This is a genomic window from Roseovarius pacificus (genome assembly GCF_900142665.1).
In the GTDB taxonomy this organism is placed as follows: Bacteria; Pseudomonadota; Alphaproteobacteria; order Rhodobacterales; family Rhodobacteraceae; genus Roseovarius; species Roseovarius pacificus.
Window position 1 is genome coordinate 1 of record NZ_FRBR01000006.1, and the last position, 20,181, is coordinate 20,181.

At 62.0% G+C, this 20,181-nt stretch carries 20 protein-coding genes and 1 tRNA gene; 13 read left to right on the plus strand and 8 right to left on the minus strand.

Annotated features, from left to right (window positions below):
- Positions 1-148: 148 nt before the first annotated feature.
- The 7 genes from BUB53_RS22770 (at position 149) to BUB53_RS11600 (ending at position 6,521) form a co-directional block, all read left to right on the plus strand.
- Positions 149-301: a hypothetical protein gene (locus tag BUB53_RS22770; RefSeq protein ID WP_159437817.1), complete on the plus strand. Its 153-nt coding sequence runs from the start codon at positions 149-151 to the stop codon at positions 299-301.
- Positions 301-1,683: an FAD/NAD(P)-binding protein gene (locus BUB53_RS11575; protein ID WP_073034936.1), complete on the plus strand. Its 1,383-nt coding sequence runs from the start codon at positions 301-303 to the stop codon at positions 1,681-1,683. Before BUB53_RS22770 ends, BUB53_RS11575 begins: the two co-directional genes overlap by 1 nt.
- Before the next feature lie 124 nt (positions 1,684-1,807).
- Positions 1,808-2,377: an FMN reductase gene (gene msuE / locus BUB53_RS11580; RefSeq protein WP_143163202.1), complete on the plus strand. Its 570-nt coding sequence runs from the start codon at positions 1,808-1,810 to the stop codon at positions 2,375-2,377.
- A 128-nt stretch (positions 2,378-2,505) separates the two neighbouring features.
- The gene (locus tag BUB53_RS11585; RefSeq protein WP_073034938.1) at positions 2,506-3,873 is read left to right on the plus strand and encodes an LLM class flavin-dependent oxidoreductase; all 1,368 of its coding nucleotides are present in this window, start codon (positions 2,506-2,508) and stop codon (positions 3,871-3,873) included.
- 15 nt (positions 3,874-3,888) lie between these two features.
- Positions 3,889-4,728, plus strand: a complete 840-nt coding sequence (locus BUB53_RS11590) for an ABC transporter permease (RefSeq protein WP_073034939.1) — start codon at positions 3,889-3,891, stop codon at positions 4,726-4,728.
- Between the two features lie 31 nt (positions 4,729-4,759).
- Entirely contained in the window at positions 4,760-5,740 is a 981-nt protein-coding gene (locus tag BUB53_RS11595; RefSeq protein WP_073034940.1) for an ABC transporter substrate-binding protein, read from the plus strand.
- Between the two features lie 10 nt (positions 5,741-5,750).
- On the plus strand, positions 5,751-6,521 hold the full coding sequence (locus BUB53_RS11600; protein ID WP_073034941.1) for an ABC transporter ATP-binding protein: 771 nt from the start codon (positions 5,751-5,753) through the stop codon (positions 6,519-6,521).
- 38 nt (positions 6,522-6,559) lie between these two features.
- Here the strand turns inward: BUB53_RS11600 and BUB53_RS11605 are convergent, their stop codons facing one another.
- Positions 6,560-8,335: an SLC13 family permease gene (locus tag BUB53_RS11605; protein ID WP_073034942.1), complete on the minus strand. Its 1,776-nt coding sequence runs from the start codon at positions 8,333-8,335 to the stop codon at positions 6,560-6,562.
- A gap of 329 nt (positions 8,336-8,664) precedes the next feature.
- On the opposite strand from BUB53_RS11605, the gene BUB53_RS23180 reads away from it, so the two are divergent.
- On the plus strand, positions 8,665-9,444 hold the full coding sequence (locus BUB53_RS23180) for an ArsR/SmtB family transcription factor (RefSeq protein WP_073034943.1): 780 nt from the start codon (positions 8,665-8,667) through the stop codon (positions 9,442-9,444).
- Positions 9,445-9,588: 144 nt separating this feature from the next.
- Here BUB53_RS23180 and BUB53_RS11615 read toward each other — a convergent pair whose 3' ends face one another.
- From BUB53_RS11615 to BUB53_RS11635, 5 genes are all read right to left on the minus strand, one after another.
- Positions 9,589-10,596, minus strand: coding sequence for an LLM class flavin-dependent oxidoreductase (locus tag BUB53_RS11615; protein WP_073034944.1), 1,008 nt, complete (start codon positions 10,594-10,596; stop codon positions 9,589-9,591).
- A gap of 352 nt (positions 10,597-10,948) precedes the next feature.
- Positions 10,949-11,680: a class I SAM-dependent methyltransferase gene (locus BUB53_RS11620; RefSeq protein WP_073034945.1), complete on the minus strand. Its 732-nt coding sequence runs from the start codon at positions 11,678-11,680 to the stop codon at positions 10,949-10,951.
- A 99-nt stretch (positions 11,681-11,779) separates the two neighbouring features.
- Positions 11,780-12,433 (minus strand): NADPH-dependent F420 reductase, encoded by a 654-nt coding sequence (locus BUB53_RS11625; protein WP_073034946.1) that lies wholly within the window; start codon positions 12,431-12,433, stop codon positions 11,780-11,782.
- 79 nt (positions 12,434-12,512) lie between these two features.
- On the minus strand, positions 12,513-13,445 hold the full coding sequence (locus BUB53_RS11630) for an alpha/beta hydrolase (protein WP_073034947.1): 933 nt from the start codon (positions 13,443-13,445) through the stop codon (positions 12,513-12,515).
- A gap of 80 nt (positions 13,446-13,525) precedes the next feature.
- Entirely contained in the window at positions 13,526-14,446 is a 921-nt protein-coding gene (locus BUB53_RS11635; RefSeq protein ID WP_073034948.1) for an alpha/beta hydrolase, read from the minus strand.
- A gap of 121 nt (positions 14,447-14,567) precedes the next feature.
- Here BUB53_RS11635 and BUB53_RS11640 point away from each other — a divergent pair, with 121 nt between their 5' ends.
- The 3 genes from BUB53_RS11640 (at position 14,568) to BUB53_RS11650 (ending at position 16,387) form a co-directional block, all read left to right on the plus strand.
- Complete coding sequence (locus BUB53_RS11640; protein ID WP_073034949.1) at positions 14,568-15,482, plus strand: LysR family transcriptional regulator; 915 nt, start codon at positions 14,568-14,570, stop codon at positions 15,480-15,482.
- Positions 15,483-15,562: 80 nt separating this feature from the next.
- Positions 15,563-15,853, plus strand: coding sequence for a hypothetical protein (locus tag BUB53_RS11645; RefSeq protein ID WP_073034950.1), 291 nt, complete (start codon positions 15,563-15,565; stop codon positions 15,851-15,853).
- Positions 15,854-15,892: 39 nt separating this feature from the next.
- A complete protein-coding gene (locus BUB53_RS11650; RefSeq protein ID WP_073034951.1) occupies positions 15,893-16,387 on the plus strand; it encodes a GNAT family N-acetyltransferase in 495 nt (164 codons plus the stop codon).
- Positions 16,388-16,585: 198 nt separating this feature from the next.
- Here BUB53_RS11650 and BUB53_RS11655 read toward each other — a convergent pair whose 3' ends face one another.
- A complete protein-coding gene (locus BUB53_RS11655) occupies positions 16,586-17,752 on the minus strand; it encodes an MFS transporter (RefSeq protein WP_073034952.1) in 1,167 nt (388 codons plus the stop codon).
- Positions 17,753-17,841: 89 nt separating this feature from the next.
- Here BUB53_RS11655 and BUB53_RS11660 point away from each other — a divergent pair, with 89 nt between their 5' ends.
- Entirely contained in the window at positions 17,842-19,167 is a 1,326-nt protein-coding gene (locus BUB53_RS11660) for an aminotransferase-like domain-containing protein (RefSeq protein ID WP_073034953.1), read from the plus strand.
- A gap of 257 nt (positions 19,168-19,424) precedes the next feature.
- Positions 19,425-19,976 carry a tyrosine-type recombinase/integrase gene (locus BUB53_RS11665; protein WP_073034954.1) on the plus strand — a complete coding sequence of 184 codons (552 nt, stop codon included), beginning with the start codon at positions 19,425-19,427 and terminating at the stop codon, positions 19,974-19,976.
- A 75-nt stretch (positions 19,977-20,051) separates the two neighbouring features.
- Here the strand turns inward: BUB53_RS11665 and BUB53_RS11670 are convergent.
- A tRNA-Pro gene (locus BUB53_RS11670) sits at positions 20,052-20,128 on the minus strand.
- Positions 20,129-20,181 lie beyond the last annotated feature (53 nt).

The window sequence follows — 20,181 nt, forward strand, 5'->3', positions numbered from 1 at the left end:
GTCCGGCCAGACTGGAGGCACGCCCATGACGTGGCCATCGATCTTGCTGGCCATTCGCAAGGCCATCCCCGCAATCGTCTTCGGTACCTGCTATGTCAGCCTGTTCGCCATCATTCTGCTGTCCTGACGACTCCGAAAGGAACGCCACATGTATCCCTGTTGCGCATATGATCCGGGACTTCTTCTGTTCGCCATGAGCGAAGACGGGATCGAACACATATCCGAACACGACGCGTTGACCAATGCCGTTGCCTTGCTGGCATCGGTAAGCGCTTTCGTCCTGCTGGCGCTGGTGTCCTGATGGACGGGGCCCCGCAACCGGGCATGGGTCCGCGACCGCATGTCGTGATCATCGGCGGCGGCGCGAGCGGCGTCCTCATGGCCGCGCATCTGCTATGCCTGCCCCCCGGCGATATCCACGTCACCATCATCGAACGCGCGAAACTGCTGGGTTGTGGCATCGCCTACGGCACGGACGATCCCGACCATCTGCTGAACACCCGTGTCTCGCAGATGAGTGCCTTTCCGGACGATCCTTCACATTTCGAGCGCTGGCTGAATGGCAACGATATACTGGTCACGGGTAAGGGCTTCGTCGATCGCCGGACCTATGGGCGCTACCTTGCCAGCCTGTTGGCGCCCTGGTCCAGCGACGCCGAAAACAATCGGCTCCACTGCATTCGGGGCGAATGTCTTCGCCTGATTGAAACGGCGCATGGTGTCGTCGCCGAACTGGATACCGGTCAGACCATCTCGGCGGACCGGGCCGTTCTTGCGACGGGCCATGCGGTTCCCGCCGCGCCAGTGCCGCCACTGCGGGGCGCCTGGGATTTCAGACCACCGCATAACGCCGATGCGACCGTTGCCATCATTGGCACCGGGCTCAGCATGGTGGACCATGTGGCGACGCTACTCAGCGCCGGACATCGTGGCCCGATCTGGTGCCTGTCCCGACGCGGGCTGCTGCCGCGCGAGCACGCGGCCTCGCAGCCGCTGGTTCTGGAGCCGCGCGACATCCCCTTCGGCGTTCCCGTCAGCAAAACGATGCGCTGGCTTCGCGCGCTGGTCCGTCTTGCCGAGGCGCAAGGCGGGACCTGGCGGGACGCAATCGACGGTATTCGCCCTTACGTGGCAGATATCTGGCGGAACTGGTCCCGGGAGGAACGCGCGCGTTTTCTGCGCCATGCCGTCGCCTGGTGGGAGGTCCATCGCCACCGTATGCCGCCGGTTTCGGCGGGGCGCATCTCCCGGGCCGTTGCCAGCGGCCAGCTTCGCATTCTTCGCGGCAACTTTCAGGGCGTGGAGGAGCAAGCCGATGGACGGATCGTGCTGAATATCACTCCCCGGACCGGCGGCAGCACGGAAGAGCTTGTTGCCGATCACGTCATCGACTGCCGCGGAATCCGCAGAGATCCGACCGAACATGCCGCTCCGATGATCCGGGATCTCCTTGCGCGTGGCACAGCGCGGCTCGATCCGCTCGGGCTGGGCCTCGATACCACCACGACCGCCCGGGTGATCGACGCCAGGGGGGTGGCTTCGCAACGCCTTCATGCAATCGGCCCGTCGGCCCGTGGCGCATTGTGGGAGATCACGGCGATTCCCGACATTCGAAAGCAAACCAATGCTCTGGCCCGGACCCTCTTCGGATCAGCCGGGGTGAGCATGCCCACCGAGGTCTGACGTTCTCCAAGGGGTGCCAAAGACACATAATTTCACCTCTTTAACCGCGAATCTTTGGAATGGAGTGAAGCCCCCGATCGCCTTAAATTAAATCTCGATAGAGTTAATCGTGATAGGAATGGATATGACCGGAATCATCGGCTTCGCGGGGAGCCTGAACGCCCCCTCCCGCACCAGGACACTGGTGGAAACGGCAGTACAACGGAGCGCAGCCTTGTCGGAGAGGGCGAGCGCCATTGTCGATCTGGCGGATCTCGGGCAGGGGTTCGGAACCGCAAGGAAGCTGTCCGACCTCACCCCTCAAGCGCGACAATCCGTAGATCGCCTGATCGCGGCCGATGCCCTCGTCATCGGCAGTCCGGTCTACAAGGGCAGCTATACCGGCCTTTTCAAGCATCTGTTCGACATGATCGAACCCGAGGCGCTGAAGGGCAAGCCGGTGCTGCTCACGGCGACAGGCGGCGGGCATCGCCATGCGCTTGTCATCGAGCACCAGTTGCGCCCGCTCTTTGGCTTCTTCGAGGCTGCCGTGGTGGCGACTGGCGTCTATGCCGCAGCAGAGGATTTCGCGGATGGCCAACCAGCCTCGGCGGCGCTGCTGAGCAGGCTGGACGACGCGGCGGCGCAACTGGCCTCAGCCGTTAATGAAGCGGGGCGCCGCAGGCCCCCTGACCTGGCCGCCAGCGCCGCCTGAGGCCGAACAACATTCACCCCCAATTCGTCTTGCACCGGTCCCGCGATGGCCCGGCAACGGCGGAGCCATGCCCGGAGACAGGGCGAACCCATCACCCGACCAACTGTAACAGGACAGGAACCAGACCCATGACCAGACAGACCAAACCCAGGCAGATCAAGCTCGGGGCCTTTCTGCCCGGCGGCGGCCAGCATGTCGCCGCATGGCGCCACCCGGACCACCCCGTGGACGGGGCCACCAGTTTCGAATTCCACAAGCAACTGGCCCAGACGGCGGAGCGCGGGCTTTTCGACGCCTATTTCCTTGCTGACGGGCTGGCCGTTTCCTTCGGCGGCGGGACAGAAGGCGGCAATGCCAAAGTGGCGGGGTTCGAGCCGGTGACGCTGTTCTCGGCGCTTGCTCCGCTGACGAAGAACCTGGGCTTTATCGCTACCGCCTCGACCACCTACGAGGAGCCTTACAACACCGCGCGCAAATTCGCCTCGCTCGACCTGATTTCCGGCGGCCGGGCCGGGTGGAACGTGGTGACGACCGCCACCGAGGCCGCCGCGCAGAACTTCAATCTCGATCAGCAACTTCCCCATGCGGCGAGATACCGCCGCGCACAGGAGCATGTCGAGGTGGTCAAGGCCCTGTGGGACAGTTTCGAGGACGACGCCTTTATCCGCGACAAGGAAAGCGGCGTGTTCTACGACACGGCGAAAGTGCACGATACGGATCACGTGGGCGAGCATTTCAAGGTCAAGGGGCCGCTGAATGTCCCTCGCTCATCGCAGGGTCATCCGGTCATCGTCCAAGCGGGCCAGTCCGAGGACGGGCGCAGGCTGGCGGCGGCAACGGCCGAGGTCATCTTTACCGCGCATCAGCACCTGGACACCGCGCAGGAATTCTATCGCGATATCAAAGCCCGTGCGGTCGCCGCCGGACGGAACCCCGATCATGTGCTCGTCATGCCCGGTGTCTCGCCCTTCGTGGGGCGGACCGAAGCGGAGGCACGCGAGAAATACGATCGCATTACCTCCTACATCCTGGAAGAGGATGGCATCGCGCTCCTGAACGGGCTGACCGGCGGTACGCTGGACCTGAGGGGCCATGACCTCGACGGGCCCTTGCCGCCTGTGCCGGCGACCGAGGGCATGAAATCCCGCCAGGCGCTGATCCGCCAGATTGCGGACGAGAACGGATTCACTATCCGGCAGCTCTATCAATGGGTCGCCTCGGCGCGTGGGCATTACACGGTCATCGGCACGCCTGTGCAGATCGCCGACACGTTGCAGGAGTGGTTCGAGAACGAGGCTGCGGACGGTTTCAACATCCTGCCGCCCTGGTTCCCCACGGCGTTGGACGATTTCGTCGACCTGGTGATCCCCGAGCTTCAGCACCGCGGCCTGTTCCGCACCGCCTACGAAGGGACAACCCTGCGTGACAATCTCGGCCTGCCCGTCCCGGTCAATCGCCATTCGGCGGGTCATCGCACGGTCCAGGCCGCGGAATGACCGGAGGATACATCAATGACCTATCAACTGACTGACACCGCAGAGCAGGCACCTTCGAAGCGCATCGCGGGTATCGTCAATACTCCCCGGCTGCGGCTTTTCCTCGGCAATGCCGTGGCCGACTACGGACTGCTTTTCGCCTTCTTCGCGGGCTGGCAGGTTGCCAGTAGCGCGGGCTGGCTCAACCCGGCGGTGTTTCCACCTCTCGACCACGTGGCGGCGGCGCTCTGGACGGGCATCGTCTCGGGCGCGCTGCTCGACGACATCGCCGTTTCGCTGCAACGCGCCGGCATCACCTTCCTCGCGGCGGTCGGTCTCGGCATCCCGCTGGGCCTCTTCATGGGGCAAATCCGGGCGGTGGAGCGCGCTCTCGACCCGATCCTGCAACTGTTCCGGCAGACCTCGGCGTTGGCGCTCTATCCGGTTTTCATCCTGCTGCTTGGCCTCGGCGAAGCCTCCAAGGTCTTCGTGATCTTCTGGGCGACGCTGTTTCCGATCCTGCTGGCCACGATCGGCGGGGTAAAGGAGGTGGATGCGAAGCTGGTCGAGATGGCGCGCAGTTTCGGTGCCTCACGCACGACGATCTTCCGCCGCGTGATCCTGCCAGCCTCGGTGCCGCCGATCTTCGTCGGGCTGCGCCTTTCGGCGACCACCGCGCTGCTGCTGCTGATCGCCGCCGAGATGATCGGCGCCAACAAGGGCGTCGGCTTCCAGGTGATGAACGCTCAGTACAATTTCCAGATCCCGCTGATGTTCGCCGCGATCTTCCTGCTGGCCTTTCTCGGTCTTGCCGCGAACCGGGTTCTGGTCCTGCTTCAGCGGCGCCTGTGCCGCTGGAGCCTTACCGAACACTGATCCCCAATCAACCCTGAGACAGGAAAAGAAGATGACCTACAGATTCAAGACACTCCTCACCGCAGCGGCCACGACGCTTGCCCTGACCGGCATGGCGCGGGCCGAGACCGTCACCTTGCGTTACCTTGCAAACCACGGCAGCGTTTCGGCGCATGAACTGGCCCAGGAACTGGGATATTTCGAGGGCACCGGCGTGGCGATCGAAACCGTCGGCTTTGCCAGCGGCGGGCCCGAATCCCTTTTCGCGCTGGCCTCGGGCAGCGTCGATATCGGCTCGGCTGCGACCTCGGCGGTGATCAACTCCATCGCCAGCGGCAACGATTTCGTGGCCGCTTACCCCACCAATGGCATCAATGACGACACGCAATCCATCTTCCACGTGCTCGAGGACAGCCCGATCCGGTCAATCGAGGATATCGCGGGCAAGACCATCGCGGTCAACACGCTGGGGGCGCACCTGGACTATACCGTGCGCGAGGCGCTGCATTCCGTCGACCTGCCGCAGGATGCCGCGAACCTTGTTGTGGTGCCGGGGCCGCAGCTTGAACAGGTGCTGCGGTCGGGCCAGGTGGACATTTCGGCCTTCGGTTACTGGCAGACCACGTTCGAGGGCGTTGCACGGGCCAATGGCGGCCTCCGGGCCGTGTTCGACGACACCGACGTGCTGGGTGAGATCGCCGGCGGCTTTACCGTGCTGCGGCGCGACTGGGTCACGGCACATCCGCAGGCGGCCCGCGTCTTCGTCGAACGATCTGCCCGGGCGCTCGACTATGCGCGCGAGCATCCCGACGAGACCCGTGGGATCTTTGCCCGTCTTCTGGAAAAGCGCGGCGAGAATCCCGAGGTCGCGCGGTATTTCGCGGGCTACGGCGTGCGCGAGGGCGGGTTGCCGGTGGAGCGTGACATCCAGTTCTGGATCGACGTCCTGATCCGCGAGGGAGCGCTGGCCGAGGGGCAGTTGACCGCATCCGACATCCTTCTGGTCACCGGCGACCAGAACGTCGGCAACTGAGGGCCGGATCATGAGTGTTGCACAAGTATCCGCCAAGGGAGAGGTCACGGTCCGTGACCTCTCCAAGTCCTTTACCCTCGACGGAGAAACCCTGACGGTCCTGAAGAACCTCGATCTCGACATCGCCGGGGGTGAAAGCCTTGCCATCGTCGGCGCCAGCGGTTCGGGCAAGACGACCTTGCTCAGGGTTCTCGCGGGGCTGGAGGAACCGGACTCGGGCGGCGTGCTGATCGACGGGGCGCCGGTTCACGGCCTCGGCAAGGAGCGTGCGGTAATCTTCCAGGAGCCGCGGCTCCTTCCCTGGCTGACCGTGCTCGGCAACGTGTCCTTTGGCCTCGAAGTTCAGGGGATCTCGCGCAGCGAGGCCGAGGATAAGGCCCGGCATTATATCCGGCTCGTGGGCCTCGGTGAGTTCGAGACGGCATGGCCGCGCCAGCTATCGGGTGGCATGGCGCAGCGCGTGGGGATTGCCCGCGCCCTGACCGTGCAGCCCGAAATCCTGCTGCTTGACGAACCTCTGGGCGCGCTGGACGCGATGACCAAGCTGACCATGCAGGAAGAGCTGACCCGCATCTGGACCGAGGAAAAGGTGACGATGGCGCTAGTCACCCACGACCTGGAAGAGGCGATCTTCCTGGCGGATCGGGTGCTGATCCTGCCGAGGGAGAAGGGCGCTCACCCGCGTCTGATCGACATCGACCTCCCGCGCCCACGCGATCGCAGCGAGACCCGCTTCGTCCGGTTCCGCCAACAGCTCATGGCCGAGTTCGGGCTGCACTGAATCGTACCCGGTTGGCAAACCGCCAGCCGGGCATCTGTTCAGAACGGGAAGAACAGGGGAATGACCAGCACCGCGAGCGCCGCGAAAATGATGTTCAAGGGCAGCCCGACCTTGAGGAAGTCGCGGAACCTGTAGCCACCGGCGCTATAGACGAAAGTATTCGTCTGATAGCCGATGGGCGTTGCGAAACTCGCCGAGGCTGCGAACATCACCGCGATGATGAAGGGCCGCGGATCGAAGCCAAGTTCGAGCGCCAAAGCGATGACGATAGGGCCGATCAGGACCGCAACCGCGTTGTTCGAGATCATTTCGGTCAGCACGCTGGTCAGGACATAAACCGCCGCCAATATGGCCAATGGTCCGATCCCGCCCACGGCACCTACCACGGTTTCCACGATAACCCGCGCGGTGCCGGTCTGTTCCATCCCCATGCTCAGGCCGAGCATCCCGAAAATCAGGAACAGAATGCGCCAGTCTATGGCATCGAACGCCTCTTCCGGATCGACGCAGCGTGTGATCATCACCACGACCGCCCCGATGACAGCAAGCCCGGCAATCGGAAGCACATTCAGTGCAGCAAGCCCCATCACACCGAAGATCGTGGCAATCGCGATTGGAGCCTTCGCCCGGCGCATGGGGCGTTCCGAAGGAGCGGACAGGTTGATGATCCCGCCGTCTTCCATCAGCCGCTGGATGCCCTCGGGCGGTCCCTCCAGCAGCAGCGTATCGGCGAATTGCAGTCGCAGATCGTCGATCCGGTCGGAAATGTTGCGATCGTTGCGGTGCACCGCCATGACGTAGACCCCGTATTTCCGCCGCAGCCGCAGATTGCCCAGTTCCTGCCCGCGCAGATGCGATTTTGGCCCGACACTGGCCTCCATCAGCACCGTCTGTTCGGCGGTCACGGGTTCATAGCCGCGGTCGGCGATATCGCGAAACTCGATCCCGCCATCTTCCTTGAAGCCCAGAATCTCTCCGGTGTCGGTCTTGATGACCACGCGGTCGCCGGCGCGGAGTTCGAGCGTTTTAAGCTCTCGCCGCATCGAGACCTCGCCCCGGATAACGTCGAGCACACGCGACTGCGCGGTGTTGAACGGCAGATCGGCCAGCTTCATGCCGACATAGCGCGACTCGGCCGGGATCAGCAGCCGCGCCATGAATTTCCGCTTGCCCTCCTGTCCCAGAAGGCTCGACAGCGAGGCGCGGTCCGGCAGCAGGAAGCGCCCGGCAAACACCATATAGAGCATGCCGACGGTGGCGAAGATCAGCCCCGGCAAGGTCATCTCGAACATCGAGATCGGTGGCTGGCCGGTATCGCGGGCGACCCCGCTCATCAGGATGTTGGTCGAGGTGCCGACCAGCGTCAGCGTACCGCCGAAGATCGCCGAAAAGGACAGCGGGATCAGCAGCCGCGAGGGCGCCACCCCCACCGAGGCCGCCACGGAAATCATGATCGGGGCGAGCAGAATCACGACCGGCGTGTTGTTCATGAAGGCCGAGGCCGCCATCGTGCCGAACATCATCAGCAGGATGGTCCTGAGATACGATCCCCGCGCCTGCCGTCGCAGGAAATCCCCCAGGATCGTAAGCACCCCGGTGCGTTCAAGCGCGGCGGATATGATGAACATCATCGCGATGGTGATCGGTGCCGAAGAACTGAAGACCGTCAGAAAATCACTGGTGTCGATGATTCCGGTCGCCAAAAGCGCCGCGGACGCCGCGAGCGCAGTCACTTCGGGAGGGTAGACCTCCTTGAAAAAGCTCAGGAACACCGCTCCGAGAAGCACAAGAACGAAGATTTGATCGAGACTCATTGACAGACTTCCAGTTGCGCAGAAGATATTCCGCAATAAACGATAATATTAATCGTGTTTTCAACCGGGAACTGCATTTGAAGCCGGAATAGACATACACCGGACCATTCCGCTCGGAAAATGCGGGGATTCATACCACATACTCCCGATGCGATCTACGGCCGGACGTTGGTTAACCGCGTCTTTGACGTCATTGGATGCGGGTTTGACCGCTTAGAGGCATTCCGGCTCAGCAATAAAACATCCAGCCTGTGCGCATCGGTGGATTGTCATCATGCAGGTATTCGCCTGCCCTTGACATGCAGGTTATTGCCTGCCTATTATCAAGTATGACAGATGACCCATTTGATGACGATAAGGTGTTCAAGGCCCTGGGCGACCCCGCGCGCAGGCGGCTGCTGGACCGGCTGCACCGGAAGAACGGCCAGACCCTGACCGGGCTTTGCGCATCCATGGACATGACGCGCCAGTCCGTGACCCAGCATCTTGGCCTGCTCGAAGACGCCAACCTGATCAGCACCGCGCGCCAGGGACGGGAAAAACTTCATTACATCAACCCGGTCCCGCTGCACGATGTCTATGAAAGATGGGTTCGCAAGTTCGAGACGGATCGTCTCGCACTGCTGCATGACCTGAAACACCATCTCGAAAGGAAAGAGGACATGACCGACAAGTCAGCAAGCTTCGTCTATGTGACCTATATCCGCACGACTCCCGAAAAGGTTTACGAAGCGATCACCACACCCGAAATCGCCCGTCGCTACTGGGGCCATGAAAATGTCTCTGACTGGACGCCCGGAGCGAAATGGGAACATATTCGCGCCAACGACGAAAGGCCGGTCGAACTCGTCGGCAAGGTCGTTGAGACCGAGCCACCCCACCGCCTGATCATCACATGGTCCGCCGCATCCAAGGCGGACGACCCGGATGAGGAAAGCCGCGTCACCTTCGATATCGAAGAGCACGAGAACGGCATGGTCAAACTCACCGTCACGCACGATCAACTCCAGCCGGGCAGCAGCATGGCAAAGGGGATCGGCAAGGGATGGCCGCTGGTTCTGTCCAGCATGAAATCCTACCTCGAAACCGGAACGGGCATGGACCTTTGAACCCCACCTTGCCGACCGGGCAAGGAAACCGCCATGAGCCTGAGGTTCGAGCAGTTCGTACCGGCAGTCGCCACCAAGGCGAGTCCGCACAGAACATATGGCGCCGACCCGCACGTGACCGTCCGCTCAGCGCCGCTCATGGCATCACGCAGCCACACCCCGATCGCGTAATTCCGTCAACACATCGGCAGCGATCCCGAACGAGCGGACCCGCGCGCTGTGGTCGTGGATCATGCCCGTGATCATCAATTCATCTGGCCGGAACGTGTCGATCAGCGTGCCGAGTTGCTCCCTCACGGTCGCGGCCGATCCGGTGGCAGAGCATGACAAGGCCTGCCGCACCTGCTCCATGACCGGCGCGGGAATTTCCTCATCGACGTCATGGGTCGGGTAAGGCAATTTTCCGGGCCGTCCCGTTCTCAGCCGCGCGAAGGCAAGCAGTTGCGAGGAGCGCAGGAATTCCGCCTCGGCATCGCTGTCCGCCGCACAGACCCCGGCGGCCATCATGACATAGGGTTCTTCCAAGTGCTCCGATGGCTGGAAGCTGCGGCGGTAGACCTCCAGCGCCTGCTCCAGCATCGCCGGAGCGAAATGCGAGGCAAAGGCATAGGGCAGGCCCAGATACGCCGCCAGTTGCGCGCCATGGAGGCTGGACCCGAGAATCCAGACCGGGACATGGGTGCCGGTTCCGGGAATGGCGCGCACAGGCGACGTGCCGGTGTCATCGCCGAGATAGCCGATCAGTTCCTGCACGTCCTGCGGAAAGCTGTCTTCGGGCGCCATGTGACGGCGCAGCGCCCGTGCGGTGGCCATATCGGTGCCGGGCGCGCGGCCCAGCCCCAGGTCGATCCGTCCCGGATACAGCGTTGCAAGGGTGCCGAACTGTTCCGCAATGACAAGCGGCGCGTGGTTGGGCAGCATGATGCCCCCGGCCCCGATCCGCATGGTTTCGGTCGCACCGGCCACATGGCCGATCAGCACGGCGGTAGCCGCACTGGCGATCCCCGGCATGTTGTGATGCTCGGCCATCCAATAGCGATGATACCCCGCCCGCTCGGCGGCTTGGGCTAGATCGACGGTTCCCGCCAGGGCATCGGCGGCGGTTTTCCCCTCGGGAACAGGGGACAGATCGAGAAGTGAAAAATGCTGCATTACGGCCTCCGTTGGAACACAGCTAGGCACCACGGACGGCCAGGCCAAGGTTGTATCGGATTTTTCAATGGCCTGGTATTGGCGAGTCCGGGCCATCCGAGGTTTTGGATGTTGTTTGTCTCTGCACGCTGCGAGCCTTTTTGACGTAGCAAGCAAAGAACAGTAACACTCCGCCGTTCCCCATCAGGCCGTCGCTATAGAAACGTCAGCTAGGGCACTTGCTGTTGAGCGACAAATGAACAGGGAGCCACAATGATAAAGAACCTTATCAATATACAAAGCTCACCAGATTTATTAACCGGCAACAGGCCAGTTCGCCACTCTGACCCAAATGGCCGGGCGGCGAACGCAGTTATCTCCTGAACGCCGAAACCAGCAGCATCATGGGGCGCTCCAATTCTTCGGCGAGTTCCGGCATGGCTTGGATCTGCTCGGGCGTTGGTGCGAATTCCTCGATCCGGCGCAAGGTGAAGCCCGCACCGACCAGGGTGTTGAGCGTGGTCGCCAATGTCCGGTGATGTTTCAACACGCCCTTGACGAACCAATCGGTGCGGCGTTCGCCCTCCCTCGAATAGCCGTTGACGGGCCATGTCTTGCGCCCGTCCTCGTCCTGGGTCCAGTGCGGGTGGGCGGCGGCCATGAAGATCGGATGTTCGATGGTGAAAACCAGGTCTCCGCCCGGCGCCAGCGCTCTGTGGATCATACGGATCAGCCGCCCGAAATCCGCGACATAGTGGAAGGTCAGCGCGCTGTAGACCAGATCGAAGGTGGCTTCCGGTAGATCAAGCGTGTCCAGATCGGCGATGCGGTAGGTGATGGCAGCATCTCGGGTATCCGCCTGCGCCCGGTCGATCATGTTCTGTGACAGATCAAGCCCCAGAACCGTTTCCGCCCCCTGTTCACGGAACCAGCGGGATGCCCAGCCGAAGCCGCAACCCAGATCAACCACGCGCTTGCCCGTCATATCAGGCAACAGGGCGCGGATGGCGGGCCATTCGGGTGCACCGTCCAGACCTTGCACTTGCCGGGGAAGCTGGCTGTAGCCTGCGAAGAAATCGGGATTGTCGTAGATATTCTGTGTCATGGTTACTTTCAGCGAAAAAAGTCGAGCTATCGAAGTCCTGTTTCGATGACGTGGCCCTATGTGTCCATAGCTCGATAACATTATCCTTCTTCGCCTGCTCTACGCGCGTTCGTGCATCCGCATGAACCGATATCCCAATTCCGGCCCACCCTTGCCGCCATAGGCAAGGACCGAGACCGCCAGCCCGAACGGCTCCATGTAGCGGGCGGTCCGCAGGTCCCCGAGATCAACCGGGTTGAATCCGCTGTCGCGGATCAATCCGGCCGCGGTGACCTTGGCCTGTGCATCGTCCCCGGCATAGATCAGGTCGGGTCTCTGCCAGTCGCTGCTGCGCCGCTCGAAGACCGGGAACAGGATTTCGCCGGGCACCGTGTTGTAGGCAGCCACCACCTTGGCGCCGGGCAGCTTTTCCGTCAGCGCCTCGGGGCCGGAGGAGGTATGGCCGATGACCAGATGGCTGTCATCCGCGCTCATCGCCAGCGAACAGGTCAGCACCACCTTGCCCGAAAGATCGCCCGCCTGCGCCAGCACGTCGTCCACCCGTGTCCAGTGGACGGCGAGCAGCACGACGTCCGCGTCCCGCACCGCTTCCTCCGGGTTGCCCGCGCGGGCGCCGTTCCCGGCCTCGCGCGCAAGTTCGTCCAGCTTGGCCTGCGTGCGGGCATAGCTGAACACCACCTCATGGCCCGCCTGGGCGTAGATCTTGCCCAACCGGCCGCCCATCAATCCCGATCCGAGTATGCCGATACGCATGGGTTCCCTCCGTCAAATTGCAAAGATCAGAAGCGATCCGGGCCGACTGGCGGCCCGGACGCCCTTTCATGGTCGGTTCTCAGGCAAGATGGTCCTTCAGGAACGGCACCACCCTGTCGAGGGCCAGCTCGACCGGCTCGTCCTTGTCGTAGAGGTCGTAATGCGACCAGTCCTCCAGCGAGACCAGTTGCCGGTCCTTCGAGGCCGTGGCCCGGCCATGAATCTCCAGCCCGTCGCGATAGGCGCCGAACGCGCCGACCTTCTGACCGATCACCACCATCATGGGCTGCGTCATCAACGTCTCGGCGAAGTTGAATGCATCCCAGGCCAACGTCTTCTGGGCATGGCTGAACAGCATCCGCGTCGCCCCGCCCGGCTGCTGGCCGCGCGGCGTCTTGTAGTAATCCGTCGCCTCGAACACATCGCGCTCGGTCAGCCCGTTCGCGCGCGCGACCTCGGGGCAGGGCGGCAGCAGTTCGTTGACCTGCCCCTCACCGCCACGCGCCTCTGCCGTGCGCTGCGCCGCCATCGCGTCCAATGCGCCGCGCGGGTCGAAATTGCTGAAGCCTTCGCGGAACAGGCGGCCGATATTGACCGGCGTGATACCGACCACCGCCTTGATGCGTTTCTCGGTCAGCGCCGCGTTCAGGATATAGCCGCCACCGCCGCAGATCCCGATCCCGCCGATCCGGTCGGCATCGACATATGGCAGGGTTACCGCATAGTCGATGACATGGCTGATATCCTCGACCCGCTGCGCCGGGCTCTCGATCCAGCGGGGCGCGCCGCCGCTTTCACCCTGATAGCTGGCGTCGAAGGCGATCACGACAAAGCCCTGTTCGGCCAGAGCCTTGCCATAGACCGCGCTGGAGGTTTGTTCCTTGCAACTGCCGAAAGGATGGACGGCGATGATGGTCGGCCAGGTCTTGTTTTCGTCAAAACCGGGCGGCGTCAGGATCAGCGCAGCGATGTCCCAGGCCATGTCGGCATTGCGGAATGATACGGGTTTCATATCGGTCTCCTCGATACTCTGTGGGCATCCCGCCCGGACGGGCGGGATGCATTGGGGGGCGGTTTCCAGCAAGGCGCGGCTTACGCGGCCAGCTTGTCCTTGAAGAAGGGGCTGAGGACCGAGACCGCCTCGGCGACGTATGTCTCGCCGTCATAGAGCTCCATGTGATTGGCGCCCTCGACCACGTGCAGGGTCTTGTCGGCGCTGGCGGCCCGCGCGATCAGATCGTCGCTCATCCACTTGCTGCCCGCTTCACTGCCCGCCACGGCCAGCAGCGGCTGGGTCAGGAAGGCTTCGGCCTTGTGATAGGCGTCGTAGGTGATGATCTGGTTCAGGCTGCGGGCCGTGGCGAAGCCCGGCGCGGTGGCGCATTCGGCGCGTGGTGTGTGGTAGTATTCCCAGGCCTGACGCAGTTCCTCGTTCGGGGCCTCTTCCTCTTTCATCGGGGCCAGCGGCATCGGCGCCTTCTCATCGCTGGCCGCATCCGCGGTGCGCGCGCCCGAGCCCATCTCGATCATCGGCAGCGCATCGGCGTCCTTGACGGTGTTTTCCCAGCCGTTGCGGAACATCTGGCCGATATTGACCGCGCTGACCGTGCCCACGGCCCTGATGCGATGGTCCTGGATCGCTGCATTCGCGGTGTAGCCGCCACCCGCGCAGATCCCCATCGCGCCGATCCGGTCGGCATCGACATAAGGCAACGTGGTCAGATAATCGAGTACGGCGCTGACATCTTCGGTCCGCACATGCGGGTTTTCGAGCTGGCGCGGCTCGCCCCCGGATTCACCCTGATACGAGGCATCATAGGCGATGGTGACGAAGCCTGCCTTGGCCAGTTCGCGCGCATAGGTGCCCGCCGTCTGCTCCTTAACGCCGCCGCCGGGATGCGAGACGATGATCGCCGGATATGTTTGGCCCTCGTCGAAGTCCTCGGGGAAGTTGATGACCGCCGACATGGTGATGGTCGGGTTGTTGGTATTGGTAAAACTTATCTTGCCCATGGTCGTTCTCCTTGGTTTGCCGATGCGGCCGCAGGGGCCTGCGGTTCGACTTGGAAGATACGGCGCGGGCGGCTATCATTCTATGGATGATAAATTCTTGCGCTTATAAGCAGGCAGCTTAATGAACCGGGAAGACATGGCAGACCTGACGGCCTTCGTGGCCGTGGCGGAGGAGCGCAACTTCACCCGTGCCGCCACCAGGATCGGGGTGTCACAATCGGCGCTCAGCCAGATCGTGCGGCGGCTGGAAGAGCGTCTGGGTGTTCGTCTGCTCGACCGCACCACCCGCAGCGTCGCGCCGACCCCTGCCGGAGAGCGGCTGGTCGAGCGTATGGCACCCATGCTGCGCGAGCTCGACGAAAGCCTGACCGAACTGGGCGAGTTCCGCGACAAGCCCGCGGGCACCATCCGCATCACCTCGGTCGAACACGCCGCGCGGAAATACATCCGCCCCGCGCTGACGCAGCTTCTGGAGGATAATCCCGACATCACCGTCGAGATCATCATCGACTACGGGCTGTCGGATGTGGTCTCTGATCGCTTCGACGCCGGGGTTCGGCTGGGCGAGCATGTGGCGAAGGACATGATCGGGGTGCGGATTTCGCCCGAGATCCAGATGGCCATTGTTGGGGCACCGGACTATTTCCGGCGGCATCCGGCCCCGGCCGAGCCGCGTGGGCTGGTCGATCACCGCTGCATCAACCTGCGACTACCAACGTCGGATACCTTGAACGCTTGGCGGCTGTTGGAAAACGGCGAGGAGATCAGGATACGCAGCGACGGGCCGCTGATCTTCAATTCCATCGAGCTGATCATCGACGCCGCGCTCGATGGAACCGGCCTGGCCTATCTGCCGCTCGACCAGGTCGTACCGCATCTGGAGGCAGGGCGTCTGACCCGCATCTTCGCCGAGCAGACCCCGCCACTGCCGCCCTATCACCTCTACTATCCCAACCGGCGTCATAGTGCACCGGCCTTCCGGCTGTTCGTCGATGCGCTGCGGCGTCAGGTCAGGCGGCTGTCAATAACAGGCTGAAGCCTGCCGATGGTGCGGGCGGTGCATTTGTCGCCCGCCTCCGCCGATGGCACAAGAGATGCAAACGAAGGAATTGAACCATGAGAACCAACCTGAAAACATCCATCCTCGCGATCTGTACTGCCGGTGCCCTCACTGGCTGCGTCACCGACGAAAACAACACGGAGCAAGGCATGTGCAATCCCGAAAGCATCGAAAAGCTAATTGGGCTCGTCAACCCTACTGACCAGCAGATTATGGAGATCACAGGTGCCACCGCCGTGCGCCGCGCGAACGAAGGTCAGCCGATGACCATGGAGCTGCTTCCCTATCGCGCCACCGTCATCATGGACGCGGAGAGCGGCGAGGTCACGCAGGCGAATTGCAGCTAGGCGCCGTGTTCCGGAAACAATGTTGAGAATGGCTTACCGATGACAATACGGGATGAAGCCCCGGGCGACGAAGCCGCAATCCGTGCATTGACGGAGGCGGCCTTCGCGCCGGTTGAGATGAGCGACGGCAGCGAAGCGCAGATCGTCGATGGGCTTCGCCTGAATGGCGATCTCACCGTGTCGCTTGTCGCCGTCGAGGACGACCAGATTGTCGGCCACGTCGCTTTCTCTCCGGTGACCGTATCGAATTCGGATGGGCGATGGTTCGGCCTCGGGCCGATCTCGGTGCATCCGGACCGCCAGCGATCGGGCATTGGGCGGCAGTTGATTGAGGAAGGTCTGGAACGGCTACGGTCCCTCGACGCCGTCGGCTGCGTTCTTCTGGGTGACCCCGCCTACTACGGGCGCTTCGGTTTCACCTCGTCTGGCGATCTCACATATGGCAATGTCCCGACACAATACGTGCAGGCACTCTCCTTTGGCGGTAGAGATGTCAAAGGCGAAATCCGGTATAGTTCCACCTTTGGGAGCTAGGTGTCTCAGGCTGTATTTCTGGAAGCTCAGCCGAGATTGTCTCAATTCATGGGCGGGCAGTCGGTCGAATGCCAGAAGGTTTCATGCGTCTTGGCTCGATCCTTTGCCCTCGCTTTTGCCAGAGAGGTGCTGTCCACCGCCCCGATCGCGCAGAAAAATCTCAGCACCCACAGCAGGATCGAATACATCCCGGCTCTCTCACCCCGCTTCAAGGGCGGTTGCGGATAACAAAGACCTCCGCCTCCACATCGTCACAATGATTGCGGTTGCTACGAGTTGGACGGATGCAAAGACAATCATCGCGGTCAGCAAGCCCAGCATGTCCGCCAATGCCCCGCTGGCGATCACGGGAAGCGAGAACCCGAAATACGCATAGACGAACAGGCCCGCCGTTGCGCGCGCCCGGTCGTCCGGCGCGCGCAACGAGACCTCTGCCAGTGAGGCGAGATAGGTAAAGCCATAGCTGGCCGCGCTGGTGATACAGGTACCGACGAGAACCAAGGTCAGGAGTTTCAACCAGACACCGGCCAGAAGCACAAGAAAGCCGAGCGGGATCAGAACGAACCCGAGGGCGAGCGCGTGATTGTTGGTCATGCGCCGCGCGATTGGCTGACAGAGGAAACCCACGAAGATTGCCAGGAAGATCACAAGACCCGTCCATCCGCCGAGATCGTTCGCCGCCAGTTCCAGCGGGACAACCGCGATGGTCATGCCAGTCGTGGACCAGGCCAGCGCCATTGCCGCTCCGAACATCCATGTGCCAGCGGGGAAGACCGGCAAGCGCAGAAGGGATACGGGACGCGGCATGTCAAGCCGGGGCAGTCCGAGGGCGATTACCGCGAGGACCGGAGCCACTACGAACAGGGCGATATAGCTGGCCGGCAGGAGCGTCGGTCCCTGCACAGCGAGACTGATGCCGGTCGCCAGAGCGCCGCCGCCGAAACCGAGCGACGTAGCAGAGGTAATGATAAGGGCGGCGCTTTTCGCGCGGTCCGCACCCAGTATTTCCGTCATATAGGCCGTTCCGGCAGTCGTTGCGAGGCCGGTTCCGATCCCGAGCAGGAAGCGTGCGATCACAAGGCTTGTCCAGCTTGGTACCTGCACAAGAAGCGCCGTCGCCATGGCCCCTAGAACCAGCGCCAGCGCGATCGGAATCCGTCGCCCGATCCGGTCCGAAAGCCCGCCGAGCAGCAACAGCGTCGGCATGAGGCCCCCGACATAGGCCGCGAAGGCAACCGTCACCGCCGTCGCGCCGACATCGCTTTCGGCAGCGTAAGCATCGTAGAGCGGAGCCTGAAGATTCACCGCAAACGTGACCGTGAACAGACCAAGGGCAAGCAATGACGCGGGGATCAATTTGGGCATGGACCGAACCTCGAAGATTGACTTGAGACCGGATTGCCATGAAGTATTAAATATGACAATTTTTCTATTGTACTAGATACAGTGAGCGCGTGAGAAAAGCCCGATACATCCGCCTTGCCGACATGCTCGCGACCGCGATCCAGAATGGCAAACTCGCGCCGGGCACAAAGCTGCCCACGCATCGCGCCTTTGCGGAACAAGTCAATGTGGCGCTTGCCACGGCAACGCGCGCCTACGGGGAACTCGAACGCAGGGGCTTGATCATTGGCGAAGCCGGTCGCGGCACCTTCGTGCGCGATCTCGGACTGCCGCCTTCGCTAGGGGTCCGGCAGGCCACCAGCGAAGGCCTCATCGACCTGGTATTCAACATGCCGGGGGATGCGGCCGATGCGGATATGTTGCGAACGGGATTGCGGCGACTCGCAGCGGCCGGCGATCTTGAGGTGATGCTGCGCTACCAGCCACACGGCGGGCGGATGCACGAGCGCCGGATCATTGCCGAAAGCCTCGCTTCGACTCTTGGTTCGATTGACCCCGAAGGCTTGCTGGTCACATCGGGCGGCCAACACGGACTGTCGATCATTGCCCTTAGCCTCTTTCGGCGCGGGGACGCTATCGCGACCGACGCCCTGACTTATCCCGGTTTCAAATCCGTCGCGGCGATGCAAGGTCTCGATCTGGTGCCGGTCGAAGGACAACACGGAGTGATGGATACCGACGGTCTCGAAAGACAGTGTCGCGAACGTAAGGTGCGTGCTGTTTATTTGATGCCCACCGTTCACAACCCCTTGGGCACGGTTATGAGCGAGGCAACGCGCCTGCGGATTGTTGAAATCGCGCGGAAACATGATCTTTTGATCATCGAAGATGCGGCTTATGCCTTCCTTGAACCGGACTCGCCGCCAGCCCTCGTCACCCTCGCACCGGACCGAACGATTCATGTGGGCAGCTTTTCCAAGAGCCTCGCGACAGGGCTGCGCCTTGGCTATGTGATTGCCCCCGTAACCCACAACGACAGACTGCTTGAGGCAATCAGGGCAACGACCTGGAACGCCCCGGCACTGATTTCCGGACTGGTCACAGGTTGGATTGAGGACGGCACGCTGGCTGATTCCGAACAGAACCGGAGACAGGACGGCTCAGAGCGTCAGCAGCTTTGCCGAAACGCTTTTGATGGAATACCGGTCGTTTCCCATCGCAATGCAGGTTTCGCATGGTTACCTCTCGACAAGGGTGTCAGGGCCGAACCAATCGTCACGCGTCTGAAGGAATGCGGTATTTCTGCATGCGGCGCAGAGCCCTTCGCAACCACTGTAGCAATCCCGCAGGCGCTGCGGCTCGCCTTTGGCGGGATTCCGAAAGATGAACTGCCGGGAATTTTACGGATAGTCCGCGAGGCTGTCGAGGAAGCTTAGGTGTTGTAAGGGAACTTTGGCTATCACCGATGACGTAATGGCCTGAGTTTCGGCCGTCACGTAGAGGTAAGAAGCTCTTCGAAGGTCAACCAGAGACTATCTGCAGTTCACGGAGCAGCATGTGTAGCCGGGCTGTTAAAGGTGCGGTTTTGGCAATGATCCCAGTTATGTCTAACTCTTTACAAAAGAAGTGTTTTGTAAAGAGTTTAAGATGAGCGGTCCAAGCAAGACTGGGACTTCGGAAGCGCGATGAAACGGTGACCAAACGGCAAATTGTAAAAAGTTCTGACGGCCGGGCGGCAGATGAGCATGAACACGCTCGTGACTACCTCGGCCAGGCACAAGTCGACCAACTGCTCGCTTCCGCGAAGAAGGGGCGGCACGGGGTGCGGGATCACCTTCTGATCCTGATGATGTTTCGCCATGGGCTTCGGGTGTCGGAAGCCATTGCTTTGCGCCGTTCAGATGTCGATTTAGCCCAGTCACGTGTTTGGATCGCGCGGCTCAAGAATGGTCTTAGTGTCGAACAGCCCGTGCCAGGCGACGAGCTACGCCCAATCCGCAGATGGCTTGCGAAGCGGGACGACGCGCTTACCTGGCTGTTCATCTCGGAGCGCAAGCAACCTCTGACGCGACAAGCGGTCAACTACATCGTCTCGTCTGTCGGCAACGCGGTTCGTCTGGACGTCAGGTTTGGGGAAGCTGCGCCGCAGCCAAGGCGAGGCCCGCGAATGGCCGCAGCGGGCCGTTCGAACTACTTCATGCAGTATATAAGTAAGCTCTACCTCGTCGTCAGCTACCTAAGATAGGTCAACATTGCTGCATCAAAGGAAGCTTATGTGCCCGAAAGGCAAAATATCTCTGCAATCGACATCTGAAATTATTGGTCGGAGTGAGAGGATTCGAACCTCCGACCCCTGCCTCCCGAAGACAGTGCTCTACCAGGCTGAGCTACACTCCGACCGTGGAACAGGCGATTACAGATCGTTGCGGCGCTTTGCAAGGGGGATTCGG